This is a genomic window from Ruminococcus sp. 8Y-12 (assembly GCF_058119865.1).
The window spans coordinates 3,534,689-3,547,744 of the sequence record NZ_CM176623.1 but is presented as its reverse complement, the minus strand read 5'-3'; the positions used below and the strand labels follow the sequence as shown (position 1 = coordinate 3,547,744).

The following is a 13,056-nucleotide window of genomic DNA, read 5'->3' as shown; positions in this document are numbered from 1 at the left end:
TGTTTTATTCAAATTTAATCTCTTCCACCAGCTTCATCTTACGGTTCTTTAAGATTGGGACAACGGAACCAATCAGTGTTACCATCACGCCCAAACAACCGGCGGTCAAAAAAGTACCCACATCCAGTTTAGGTGCCATTGCAATTTTAGGTCCAGCTACAAGGAATATGGTTTTTATTTCCATGTATGAGACAAAGATGGCAATGACCGATCCAATCACACCGGAGGAAAACCCTTCTATCAAAGTCATTTTTATATTTTGCCAGTTAGACAGCCCTAGAGACTTATACATAGCGATACTTCTCCGTCTCTGAATATAATTGATCAGCAGATTATTGATAATTCCCAATGTCGCCAGCATCAGTATGAAATAAGTCAAGCTTTGCATAGGCTGCAAAAATGCTCCTACAGTAGACAGGGCATCCTCATTAAACTCCTCCACTGTCCTGCTCCAATTAGCTGTCTCGCCAAACAAGCTTCGGATCTGTATCATAACTGCCTCGGGGTCTGCGGCGGTATACGCAAGGAAATCATAGGCAGATGCTCCAAAATCCGTAACTGCGTAATGAGTGGCAATCACTGCTTCTACGTCCGTAGCTCTCGATTTAAAACTTCCTGCAAGGAGATAATCTTGTTTTCCGGTATCGCCGGCCAGTGTTATGGTATCTCCCACCAAAAAGCCAGTGCGTTCGATACAGCTTTCGCTTAACAAAACAGCCCGCTGCCCCTCAAAGGCAGTAATCGCCTGTTCTTTCATACCTTCTTGTGTATACTGAAGCGCCATCATGGAACTGTACCAGTCTAGATTGTCGGTTGCCTCCAGACGGCTCAGTGTCTTGCCATCTGCCAGCATATGATTTTTGTAAACATGAAGCGGAAGCACTTTCTCAATTCCCTCCATATTCTTTACCTGATCCACAAATTCCGGTTCCATATACCCATCTGCAAATCCCTGCAGCTCGGCATCCCTGAATACGTCGCTCACATATGTTGTCACAAAACCTCCCACAACGGTTATGGCAATTACGGCTGAAATGCTGATAAAAAGCAGCGTAATATTCTGTTCCACGTTTTTGTTATCCCGCATGTTCCGAGCGGCAAGCCTGCCCTCATTTCCCAGGATGGCTCCATAGACATGTTCCAACACCCTGGAAACCAAATTCGTCCATAGCGGAACAGTCAGAATCGTTGCGGCAATCAGCCCCAGCAGTGAAAAACCCCCGGCCAAGTAAAGCAGCTTTCCGGACACTATCTTTGGAAGAATGATTGAGGTGACAAATAAGACAACTCCTATTACCAGGATAAAACGCCGGGGAACATGCTGATCCTCCACACTTCCAAGCACCACGTCTTTAATGGGCAGCCGGCTTGCCCGCCGCACAGGGAGCCATGCAGAGAATAAGGACACCATGACTGCCACTGCAAACGAGAAGAGACAACTAAATGGGGAAATCACCACCGGTATTTCGATCCCCTGTGAAAGAGATCTCCCCATTCCCTGTAGAATCATTTTTAAAACCAAGGTGCCGGCAGGAATGCCAAGCAAACCGCCTGTCACTCCGTATAATGTGCTCTCCAGCAAAAGTATTTTAGTCACTGCCTTCTGTGTGGCACCAATGCTTCGGAAGGTACCAATCACTGGCAGCCGGTCTAAAGTAATTACTTTATAACTTCCATAAATAATAAAAACACTCATTGTCAGAGAAAAAAAACTAATCAGGAAAAATGGCATAGATTTCTGTCTTGCATCTGCAGCGATTTGCGCTTCGTTTATTACTTCGGAGACCTTATATTTTTCTGCAGGAAGCCTGGATTCCAGCTCTTCTTTAAGCTCAACTGCAGAAATCCCCTCAGCTGGTTCCACTAAAATCTCCGTATAGCCGTCTGTCTGTCCTAATAATTCAGACAGTGTAGAAAGAGGCAAGAGAGCCGTTGCACCCCTTGTATGACGAAGAAATACGGTATCATAAGCAGCAATTTCGGCAACTGTGAAAGAAACCGGATTTCCTCCAATCTGAAGCGTAATCTTGTCTCCTTTTTGAATCCCATATTTTGATGTAAAGCGGTCTGGTAAAATCACCTGGCTGTCGGAAAAATTGGTAATGTTACCGCCATTTACCAAACGGGGTGGATTGATTTTGCTAAGCGTTGGCAGGTCGGCTGCAATTAAGTCAATCGTTTCATAATAGCCGTTTTCATGATATAGTGCCCTTCCCTCCACCATCCCAACACTGGCACGTATTGAGGATAATTCCGGAAGAGTGCCTGCTTTTATTTCTCCATCTAATGCAGTTACAGAAATCGTAGCGCTTCCAGCCATCCCCCGGGCCATTTTCCGCTGCGCACTTTCATAGGATGCGCCTATAGAAAACGATACAAACAGCAAAGTGGTTGACAGTAATATGGACAGCAGCATGACACACGTCCGTATTTTTCTCTCTTTTACATTTGTAAAAATGTATTTACATATGATTTTCAAATTAACACCTACTTTCTAACAGAATGTTTTTTCGTTCCTTCTAATGCATTTTCAATTGATTTTTTCACTAGTTCTTTCAAATTATCACTTCCTTAGAACAAAAAAAGGTTGGCAGTTATCATAAAATAATGATAACTTGCCAACCTTAATCTATCTTTTAGGCAACCTTAAATAACCTTTATTTATTGTCCCATCTAAGACACGCCACTGCCGTTATTTTTGTTTTAGGTGATTCCTCTCGCAGGCTATATAGGTCGGAGAATCCTCACTTATTCTTGGTGAATAATGATGCAGTCTCTACCTTAGCAGAGGAAGGCTCCCTGTCAATTTGTTAACCAGCTTCTTCTCTCCACAAATCCCAATCCCAAAATAACGAAATCCGCTCTCTTCCACAAAAGCAGCCTTATGGATGTACTCTTCATAAACATTGCAGCTCTGTGCCACATCGGAAAAATCAACCACAATCAAGCCGTTAAATTCAGGCTGGTAGAGGCGTTCTCTTATTTCTTTGATCTTTTCCCCATCAGCCTTCAGGACCGGAACCGGAATCTGTATGATTCCCAAATGGGAGCTGCCGCTCTTATCCATCACCTCCGGACCGACTGTTTCCGGAATATACTTTCCAAGCGTAATTCCCATAATGCCAGCAGTATTTGCAATAATACCAAGGGGAAGGGCCTCATCAATCACCATCACACATTTTTTTGCATTCAGTTCCATATCTTTCGTCTCCTTTTCTGTCTCCTTGCCATCTTATCATACCAATTCAAAGTTTTCTTGTAAAATGTGACACATGCGGAGGGGATGAGACGCTTCCGTTGTTGCCAAGTATTTCAGATTTACTTGAGCTGTTCTATAAGCCCTGCCTTAATCGCCGCCATATTTTTAGCAATCCTCTCCTTTGGCCAGTTCCACCACTTTATCTGCAGCAGCTTGGTTATGGTTTTGTCATCAAACCTCCTTCGGATTGGTTTTGCAGGGATACCGCCAACAATGGTATAGGGAGGGATATCTTTTGTCACAACCGCCCGGGTTCCGATAATGGCACCGTCTCCTATGGTAACACCTGATAATATAACAGATTCATACCCTATCCACACATCATTACCTACAACAATATCTCCTTTGTTGTCCCATGAAGAAGTCACATCTTCCAGCCTCAAATCCCATTCCTCAAAGAAAAGAGGAAACGGATAGGTGGACAAAGAAGACATCGCATGGTTCGCACTGTTAAACAAAAAACGCGCTCCACATGCAATAGAACAAAATTTCCCAATAATCAGCTTGTCATGGTTAATTGGGTAGTGATACAATACGTTATTTTCTTGAAACATAACAGGATCATTCACAAAATCATTATACATTGTATAGTCCCCAACTGTTATATTGGGGTTTGTGATCACATTTTTTAAGTAAATTGTTTGATTATCTCCGGTTCGGGGATATACTTTTTCTGCTGAAATAGCCATAATCATTCTCCTTTTTACGATATTGAACTTTGACAGTCCAGTATATATCAATTATTTGCCGACTATTTCAGCTAATGCAATACAGCGTTTCACCACTTATCCACTCCTCTCAAATTCTCTGATATAGATTCAGATAGATGATACATCACTCTGTAACATCTGCAGCGATTCATGAATATCTTTATAAACCAACGGCTGCATACTGTCAGCATAAATAGAGACATCTGCATGATTCAAGACAGCGATGATATCTTCCCTCAGTTGGGGCTTGCTTTTGGCAATCACTGGCAGACACTTTATACATTGCCTCGCCGTAATGGGTTTTTTATCAGTGATATGTGTTAGATATTTATCTATCAGTTCATCTATTTTAAATTCTACATCCCACTTTGCATTGCATGCAATCAGAATCAGCCCTCTGGTGCGTACATAGGAGTTCGGACTGTCCAGCATTTCCCCCAACTTATCCATATAGGCATACACAAGGTCTGTCTTTTCACTCATCTCCCGCAATACCTGTAAGGCCCGATAAGCGGTCTGATTATCTTTCACTGTCAACAGCTCAAAGTTTTTTGCAATATCCATACTTTCCATACCTCTACTCCTCCTTAATTAAGATCTCCTCTTCTGACTATTGTATGATATCCGGCTGTGAGAGTCAAAGACATATTTCCCAAATGGGCATCCAAGACTCAATTGGGCTTTTCCTCGCTTTATGTTCCAAAAGATTGCAGCTTTCATGCAACGTGGCATGTATAGAAAAGCTGCATATTCTAAAGTAATCAAAATAAAATATTAGATAGGAGTTTTATATAATGAATAACTGTGGCCGAAACACCAATATGACCAGAAATACTCCCTGCTCCTGCACGCCTCAATTGGATGACAGCTCTATCTGCCAAGGCCCTCAAGGGCCGCAAGGTTTTCCTGGGGAACAAGGCCCTCAGGGACCCAGAGGCGAACGGGGCTTGCAGGGGCCTCAGGGACCGAAAGGAGATCCGGGATGTCCCGGTCAGATCGGCCCCCGAGGAATGGCAGGCCCTATGGGACCTCGGGGGCCTCAGGGAGTACGGGGCGATACCGGACCGAAAGGAGATCCAGGGGTAATTGGACAGCAGGGAGTAAAGGGAAATCCCGGTCCTCAAGGTCCTCAGGGAGACCGAGGACCAGTAGGGCCTAAGGGAGATTCGGGAGAGCAGGGGCCACAAGGACCCAAAGGGGAACAGGGAGAGCCCGGCGAACGCGGACCTTTAGGGGAACAGGGGCCTCAGGGAGAGCAAGGCTTTCAGGGTGAGACCGGACCTCAGGGGCCCCAGGGAGAGCAGGGCTGCCAGGGACCGCAAGGAGAACAAGGCCCTATTGGAGAACAAGGACCTGCCGGACCCCAGGGAGAGCAAGGGCCTACTGGAACTCAGGGACCCACTGGCGCTCAGGGGATCGCTGGGCCCACTGGACCCCAAGGAGAGCAAGGACCTACAGGTGCTCAAGGGCCCACTGGAACTCAGGGAATCACTGGGCCTACCGGATCTCAAGGAGAACAAGGACCTACAGGTGCTCAGGGGCCCATTGGAACTCAGGGAATCACTGGGCCTACCGGACCTCAAGGAGAACAAGGACCTACAGGTGCTCAGGGACCCACTGGAACTCAGGGAATCACTGGGCCTACCGGACCTCAAGGAGAGCAAGGACCTACAGGTGTTCAGGGACCCACTGGAACTCAGGGAATCACTGGGCCTACCGGACCTCAAGGAGAGCAAGGGCCTACAGGTGCTCAGGGGCCCACTGGAACTCAGGGAATCACTGGGCCTACCGGACCTCAAGGAGAACAAGGACCTACAGGTGCTCAGGGGCCCACTGGTATTCAGGGAATCATTGGTCTTACCGGACCGCAGGGCTTGCAAGGACCCACTGGCGCTCAAGGTCCAACTGGCATTCAGGGTATCACCGGAGCTACCGGACCCACTGGCATTCAGGGTATCACCGGAGCTACCGGACCCACTGGCAGCACGGGCCCTAATCCAGAGGTCACTGTATCAGAGGATACTCCGACCACTTATAAAGTCAACTTTAAATCTGGTGATCAGAATGTAACCAGCCCCAATTTGCGCTCTACAATACTTGTATACAATGCTGATCTGTCTGCAAGCGGAAATGTCCTGAACATTCCCCTGGGAAAACTAATACTGACCGCGCAGTATACCAGCACCACATCCATTCAGCTCTCAGTCCGCTCTGCGAATGCCTCTGTTCCGGTTTTAACAGATATACGCAGAACATCTATTTATGATTCCGCGGCTGTTGAATCACAAACTTTTAACAACACCAACGTCTCTACCAAACTGGTCTTAGATGACACAGTTTACTCACAGTCACAGGAGACGCACTGGATGCGGATTCGCCAGCAAGACCCTGACACCCGCCTCTGGTCCCTCTGTGAAGTGAAGACTTTCGCCTCACAAAACGGTTCCAGAACTTCCATTTGGGTAGTCTGGATTTATACAGGTGCATCCTTTACAAAGCCGCAGACCAGCTAATAAAAAACAGAGTGTCCGGCCAACTTTGGCTTGGACACTCTAAATCTTTCCGTCAATATTACAATTGCAGGAAGAATAATAAAAACTAAAGGACACAATGTCCCTTTGCCTGAAGACAGTTCTTCACTTCATAGATGGAATCCACATGGAGGATCATGATGGGCATACCTGAATCACGGTTAAAGGATAGATAGAGATAGTCCACATTAATATTTCCCTCCAGCAAGGAGATTAAAAGCCGGTTCAACGCCCCAGGATTGTCATCCAGCTCCACCCCCAGAACGTCTGTTTTGCGGCAAATATATCCCTCCTTTGAAAGAGCCTCCAGCGCTTTTTCCGGATCAGAAACCACCATCCGGATAATGCCGTATTCGGCACTGTCGTTGGTCACTGACCCCATAATATTGATTTCTTCCCGGGCAAGAATACCCGTTATGGACTGCAGCATCCCTTTTTTGTTTTCTGCATATATGGATATTTGTTTTAGCATATGTAACCTCCTGAATAGTGAGATAAAGTATTAGAAAAATCTAACACAAGTATATGGTCTCTCCCCAGTTCTGTCAATAGATTGTCTTCTTTCTTTTTTACACCAGATAACGAAATGCCTGCATTACAAATCCAATCACCCGGTACATCGCTTTTCTCCATACCGGCATAGAGGCTACCGTGACATGTTCCGGTACTTCATAGTTTTTAGCATCTACCACTTTTCGGCTGTCCTCCTGAAACGCATCCATACAGGCAGTCAGCTGAGAGGTGAGTTCTTCGCTCTGAACCATCAGCATCAGTTCCGTATCCACATAGGTACTGCGCAGATCCAGATTATAGGAACCAATGAGTGAGATGTTATGGTCAATTACAATGGATTTGCCGTGATAGGAATTACCTCCGTCATACTCATAGAGTTTTATTCCTGTGTCCACCACTTTTTTCTTATTGTACAAATAATCGCTGGATGCCATCACATTGTCACCGTTTTCAACGGAATTGATCAACATGGTGGTATCCGGCACCTCTTTGACAATGCCGGCCAATGTATCGTACATAAACCCGTTACAGACCGTATAGGGTGTATGTATGATAACTCTCTCTTTCGCATTTTGCATCAGCTGTGAGAGTTGGTAAAACAATACAGGTTCTTTGCCGTAAATACCGATCGGGTTAGATAGAAGATGAACGCCATTGACTTCCACCGTTTTTTTCAGGTACTGCGGTTCTTCAAAAAGAGGGGACATACTCTTTCGAATTTCCTGATAGCGTGTGTGAAGGTTTTTTGTTTCCTCTCTAACATTCTCTTGCTCCAACAACGAGGTATCATTGTGAAAGGGTTTGCATACCTCCAGGTTCCATACCTGGTGAAAGTAATCCTCTACCTCAAACAGAGAACTCTGGCTGCTCTTAGGCTTACCCGCCGCGGTATTGTAGATGAGCACCTCCCTGTCATAGCTGCTGTCCGTCACATCATACATTCCCAAAAAATAGTCAAATGTATTCCGCCCGCCCAGAATATAAGCCAGGTCATCTACAATCACATATTTATCGTGCATACGCCCCTGACTCTTCCAGGGCATCAAAAGATTGAGGGGATTGTAAATGCGGATCTCCACATTTGGATGTGCAGCTATAGCATAAAATAATGGATTTCCCTCCATCCGAATGGCTCCGCTGACTCCATCCACTAAAATCTGTACCTGAATTCCCTCCTCAGCCTTGTTTAAAATCACAGACAGAACATCTCTGGTGCTCTCCCCCTCCCTCATATCAAAGGTAGAGAGGATGATTCGCTCCTTTGCCTGATTTAACAGGCGTATCCGTTCATCCAGGGCACTCTGGTTTGTCTCAACCAGCATAGCCCTGTCTGTGCTTAGCGTATCACTATAAAGACTGTTCACATCAAAATCAGCCACTGTCTGTGAGGATATCTTTTTTCCAACTGCAAAGGGCGCATAAAGACCAACGACCAGATACAATATCACCAGAAGAATCAACAAAACCAACCAGTGACGTTTTATAAAACGCTGCATAATATCAAACCTCTTTTACCATAATTTATGTAAAGAGCATTATACCACATATGCAGCTATCTTTCCATCTCTTCGTATGCGCCCGGACGATACTGTTTTTCATTTTTTCCAAACACCAGGTAAAATAACAGGACGCTGACAATCAACAATAAAAATTTTTTCATAAAAATACCTCCACTGACTTTCTATATCTTATTCATGATAAGATCATTATAGAAAAGCCAGGGAGGTTCTGCCATAGAAGTTCCTTGCAATTGGCCGGATAACCTTTCAAAACCGTAAGGTTAATTGTCTATCCCTTTCTTTTTGTAAACATAAGAAAAGAGCAGGGCTGAGATGAGTATCCAAACCGCCATGACGCCCACCTGTCCAAGAGCCGCCGCGGACAATAACTTTCCATCTGCTCCCAGATAGTACAATCTAAGCATGGCATTTAGCGGTGTCACCTTAGCGATCGCGGCTAAAACACTGTTTAGCTCTCCCAGCATAGTGGGAAGCAGAAAAAGCAGCATAAGCGGTATCTGATAAACGCCACAGGTCATCTGGTCTCTGGCCATAACCCCATACACACCGCTGAACATGATCATACATGAACTGCCCAAAATTGAACACAGGAGAAATAATGGCAGCTGGGTCAGGGCTGTTCTGGAAATCAAAAAAATCAGGAGATTAGAGACGGTTGTTATCGCAAATCCCATAATAATCTTGGCCAGAAAGAATTCTCCCGCACTGATATTTGAGAGCATCAGTGTACGCAGGGTAAACTTTTCTTTCTCCTCTGAGATAGAGGTGGAGGTGATCATAGATCCGCACATGGTAGTGCTTAAAAGTACCCCCATATTAAGCAGTAACATGGAACGATCTCCGCCCCCAAGCATGGGAAAGTCTATGCTTCCATACAAAACCACAAAAAAAAGTGGAATCAGGCAGGACAAAAACAGAGAAGGGTTCTTTAAAAAGTCCTTCAGGTCTTTTTTGGTGAGTACGTTTACTTTTCTCATAGATATTTTCATCAAAATTCCCTCCCAGTCAATTCTAAAAAGATCTCCTCCAAATTTGGCTCCTTGGAGTGTACTGTCAAAAGATTTCCCTCTTCTGAGAGGGCAAGCAGCTCTTTGAATCCCTCCCGGGTTTTCGGAAGGGTGATCCTCTGCCGGTCCGCGGTGGTAACCAGTAGCTCTTCCTTAGCATAGTGCAGTTTTAAGTCCTCCGGGGAGCCGGTGGCAATGATACTGCCCTGATTCAGGATACCTATGCGCCCGCAAAGCTTATCTGCCTCTTCCATATTGTGGGTTGTGAGAAAAATTGTTGTTCCCTCCTGGTTCAGCTCCATCAGCATCTTATGTACTGCCTGTATGGTTGCCGGGTCCAGGCCACTGGTGGGCTCATCTAAAAACAAAAGGGAAGGCTTGTGTAGAATAGCTGCCGCCAGCACGACTCTCTGCTTCATTCCTTTGGAACACTTTTTTAGGGGTGTCTTCTTTTGATCATATAGATGTATCTGGTGCAGAATACGAGAAACGTCCTTCTTTGGTACCTGGCGCAGCGAGGCAAAAAACTGAAGATTTTCTTCAATTGTCATACGTTCATACAGTCCGTTGGTATCAGAAAGAATGCCAATCTGATCAAAATCTTCCCGCTCCATTTTCTCAATATCTTTTCCAAACACACGGATGATTCCGGAGCTTTTATTCAGCTGCTTTGTAAGCAGCTTCATCGTTGTTGTCTTTCCGGCTCCGCTGGGACCCAGAAACCCGTATACCTCTCCAGCCATCACCTGAAACCCCAGATGGTCAAGAGAAAATCCTGTACCAAATGACAGGCACACATCTTTGAGATAAATCATTTCCTTCATTGTTCCGTCCTCCTTGTTGGTATAGGAATAGTATGCCATAGCTCTGGAAAAAATCAATACTTTGAGACTCAAAAGAGAACTTTTTTGATCCACTGGAACAAAAAAACTACCAGTGGAGCCTGTGCAGGGATGAATGGAGACAGACAAATTCCCCTGTCCGGAAACAGGGGAACATCTACCAGTGAAAAGTATCCTTCATTTCATCTATGCGTCCTTTGGCCAGAGGGATTTGTGTGTGCTCCGGGGTATTCAGCAACAGTACATAGCTGTTCTTTGTCCATTTTTCAAACCGTTCTACCCTCTGGATATTTACAATGTACGAACGGTGACACCGGAAAAATCCGGACTTTTTCAATGTCTTTTCCAATTCATCCATGGTCAGCTGAACCTGAAACATGGTTCCTCTGATTGAGAGATAGTTGCACCTGTTTAAGCTTTCAATATAATCAATATCCTTGGGCTCAAAAAGCAAAGTTTGATTTCCTGATTTAACGGGAATTTTCCATACAGAAATTTCCTGTTCCTCCTCTGCGGGCTCATCCTCTTCTCTTTCAATCTCTATGTAACTGCCATTATCCAGATAAAAAGCGTTCCCCGGAAGCAGGAGCGCATGTTTAAGTGAGGCATTTACACTGACAAAATGTACACCTCTCTCATACTGGGATTCTAGCCATTGCACCACAGACTTCATGGCTTCGCTGTCCAAGTTCAAGAGCGGTTCGTCTAAAAAACAGACACTTGCATCCTGCATACTGATACGGGCATACTGAAGCCGCAAAGCCTCAGCTGCACTCAGCAGGCGTATTCTTTTGTGCTTTAGGGCAGTGAGGCCAAAGCGTTCCATCACCTGTTCCAAAGAACCTCTGTACCGGAACAGGGCACGAAACAACTTTAAATAAGCGTATACGCTCTCCCTCTCATAACCTCTGTCAGTGCGCAGAAGGTAGCTAGTGTCCTGCAGTCCATATTCATCTCGAAAAATCCGTAAAGCTTCTTCCGCAACCTCCTGATTTCCCTCAATATGGATACAACCGTGCTCAGTAAGACATCTCAGCAGCTCCTGGATGGTGGCATATTCGTGTTTTTCCATGGCTTCCTTTATCTCAGATCTTCTACCGCCACACTCTTTCCGTCGCGCCAGATGCGCTCCAGATCATAGAACAGGCGATTCTCTTCGTCAAACACATGTACAATCACATCGCCGTAGTCCATCAAAATCCAATTCGCAGTCTGGTAACCCTCAACCTGGCGTGGGTTAATTCCTGCTTTGCTCAAAGTTTCATCCACATTGTCAGCCATGGCCTGTACCTGATTTCTGTTTGTTCCGCTTGCTATAATAAAATAATCAGCCATAACGGAAACCTCTTCAATGTTGATAACCTTGATATCTCCTGCCTTCTTCTCATCCAAGGCCTTGCATATCATATGGGACATTTCTTTCGCGTTCATGGTGTTACCTCCTTCTCTTCTCTTGTTATCTCACAAAGTTCATGGTAATATTCATAGGCATTCTCCGTCATGGGATCAGTTTCCCGTCCGGACTGCCGCAGATAAAAAAGTGTGCTCTTTAGAATCACATACATCGTCAGATCCAGATCCCGAAACGCCATAGAGCGTATTTTGTCCAGATTTGGAGCCGCTTTTCTCCAGGGCTCAATATAATCCGCTATATAAGTGATTTTTTCCAGAACGGTCATTTCCGGTTTGCCTGTGGTGTGCCAGCAAATCGCGCCGAGGATTTCTTCATCCTCCACTTCATACTTCTCCCTGGCAATCCAGGCGCCCAGTTTGGAGTGGAGCAAAAACGGACTCTTTTTCTCCGCTGGTGTCACTGGTATGCCATGATTTTTACACAGCTTCAGCTTCTGGTCATTTGGAATGCACTTGGCGCTGTCGTGGAGCAGACCTGCCACCTGAGCCTTCTCCAGATCGCAGCCGTAACACATGGCCAGAGCTGCACAGGTGTAACGCACGCCTATGGTATGCTCAAAACGCTCTTTGTCCAGATATTTTTTCAGTTTTTTCTGCATTCTTTCCAAATCATAGCCGCTCATTCTTTTTCACACTCTCTGTACAGTTGTTTTACTTCAATATACTCTGCCACTGTCTCAGGCATATAGTACCGCAGAGAACGCTGCTGAAATATGTGCTTGCGCATAGCCCCAGACGAGATCTCTATATTGGGGGCATCCAGCTTTAAGATACGTCCGCCATACTTTTCCTTCAGATCGCTGATCTTCGCGTCCAGCAGCTCCATCCCCACGTCATTGCGCACTGCAACCAGGAGCGTACACAGATCGCAGATCCCCTGGGGTTCTTTCCAGGTTTCAAAGCTGAAAAGAGAGTCCGCTCCCATAATAAAATAATAATCCGTATCCGGATGTTCCCTGGTCAGCCGCTCCAGTGTCTCCTTTGTGTAGGTATATCCGTCCTCATGTGTCTCAGCTAAGGATAACACAAAATGAGGGTTATCCGCTATGGCCAGTTTAACCATATCCACCCTCTCCTGTGTACTGGCCCGCCCTGGACGGTTTCGTTTGTGGGGCGGGTTCCCGGACGGCATAAAGAGCACATAGTCCAATCCAAACTGTTGAAAGGCGTTTTCCCCTAAAATCAGGTGACCAATATGAATGGGATCAAAGGTCCCTCCCATAATTCCAACTTTTCTGCGTTTCTCTTCCGACATAATTTT

The 13,056-nt window shown here is 45.5% G+C and carries 14 protein-coding genes; 2 read left to right on the top strand and 12 right to left on the bottom strand.

Going from position 1 to position 13,056, the window contains the following annotated elements:
* Window positions 1-4: 4 nt before the first annotated feature.
* The 4 genes from AC0THY_RS13985 to AC0THY_RS13970 form a co-directional block, all read right to left on the bottom strand.
* The gene (locus AC0THY_RS13985) at window positions 5-2,479 is read right to left on the bottom strand and encodes an ABC transporter permease (protein ID WP_489991212.1); all 2,475 of its coding nucleotides are present in this window, start codon (window positions 2,477-2,479) and stop codon (window positions 5-7) included.
* Window positions 2,480-2,776: 297 nt separating this feature from the next.
* A complete protein-coding gene (locus AC0THY_RS13980; RefSeq protein ID WP_489991211.1) occupies window positions 2,777-3,199 on the bottom strand; it encodes a DUF2000 domain-containing protein in 423 nt (140 codons plus the stop codon).
* 119 nt (window positions 3,200-3,318) lie between these two features.
* Window positions 3,319-3,948 (bottom strand): CatB-related O-acetyltransferase, encoded by a 630-nt coding sequence (locus tag AC0THY_RS13975; RefSeq protein ID WP_489991210.1) that lies wholly within the window; start codon window positions 3,946-3,948, stop codon window positions 3,319-3,321.
* A 129-nt stretch (window positions 3,949-4,077) separates the two neighbouring features.
* Window positions 4,078-4,542, bottom strand: coding sequence for a SufBD protein (locus tag AC0THY_RS13970; protein WP_489991209.1), 465 nt, complete (start codon window positions 4,540-4,542; stop codon window positions 4,078-4,080).
* Between the two features lie 765 nt (window positions 4,543-5,307).
* Between AC0THY_RS13970 and AC0THY_RS13965 the strand changes: the two genes are divergently transcribed.
* The gene (locus AC0THY_RS13965; protein WP_489991208.1) at window positions 5,308-6,039 is read left to right on the top strand and encodes a hypothetical protein; all 732 of its coding nucleotides are present in this window, start codon (window positions 5,308-5,310) and stop codon (window positions 6,037-6,039) included.
* Window positions 6,040-6,335: 296 nt separating this feature from the next.
* A complete protein-coding gene (locus tag AC0THY_RS13960; RefSeq protein WP_489991207.1) occupies window positions 6,336-6,482 on the top strand; it encodes a hypothetical protein in 147 nt (48 codons plus the stop codon).
* Window positions 6,483-6,567: 85 nt separating this feature from the next.
* Here AC0THY_RS13960 and AC0THY_RS13955 read toward each other — a convergent pair whose 3' ends face one another.
* From AC0THY_RS13955 to nadD, 8 genes are all read right to left on the bottom strand, one after another.
* Window positions 6,568-6,972, bottom strand: a complete 405-nt coding sequence (locus AC0THY_RS13955; protein WP_489991206.1) for an ACT domain-containing protein — start codon at window positions 6,970-6,972, stop codon at window positions 6,568-6,570.
* A 97-nt stretch (window positions 6,973-7,069) separates the two neighbouring features.
* Window positions 7,070-8,509, bottom strand: a complete 1,440-nt coding sequence (locus AC0THY_RS13950; RefSeq protein ID WP_489991205.1) for a phospholipase D family protein — start codon at window positions 8,507-8,509, stop codon at window positions 7,070-7,072.
* Window positions 8,510-8,793: 284 nt separating this feature from the next.
* Window positions 8,794-9,522, bottom strand: coding sequence for an ABC transporter permease (locus AC0THY_RS13945; protein ID WP_489991204.1), 729 nt, complete (start codon window positions 9,520-9,522; stop codon window positions 8,794-8,796).
* Window positions 9,522-10,364, bottom strand: coding sequence for an ABC transporter ATP-binding protein (locus AC0THY_RS13940; RefSeq protein WP_489991203.1), 843 nt, complete (start codon window positions 10,362-10,364; stop codon window positions 9,522-9,524). The genes AC0THY_RS13945 and AC0THY_RS13940 overlap by 1 nt, the downstream gene beginning before the upstream one ends.
* Window positions 10,365-10,539: 175 nt before the next feature.
* Window positions 10,540-11,454 (bottom strand): LytTR family transcriptional regulator DNA-binding domain-containing protein, encoded by a 915-nt coding sequence (locus tag AC0THY_RS13935; protein ID WP_489991202.1) that lies wholly within the window; start codon window positions 11,452-11,454, stop codon window positions 10,540-10,542.
* 8 nt (window positions 11,455-11,462) lie between these two features.
* A complete protein-coding gene (gene rsfS, locus AC0THY_RS13930) occupies window positions 11,463-11,813 on the bottom strand; it encodes a ribosome silencing factor (RefSeq protein WP_489991201.1) in 351 nt (116 codons plus the stop codon).
* Entirely contained in the window at window positions 11,810-12,418 is a 609-nt protein-coding gene (yqeK, locus tag AC0THY_RS13925) for a bis(5'-nucleosyl)-tetraphosphatase (symmetrical) YqeK (RefSeq protein WP_489991200.1), read from the bottom strand. Before yqeK ends, rsfS begins: the two co-directional genes overlap by 4 nt.
* Entirely contained in the window at window positions 12,415-13,050 is a 636-nt protein-coding gene (gene nadD / locus AC0THY_RS13920) for a nicotinate-nucleotide adenylyltransferase (protein ID WP_489991199.1), read from the bottom strand. The genes yqeK and nadD overlap by 4 nt, the downstream gene beginning before the upstream one ends.
* Between the last annotated feature and the right edge of the window lie 6 nt (window positions 13,051-13,056).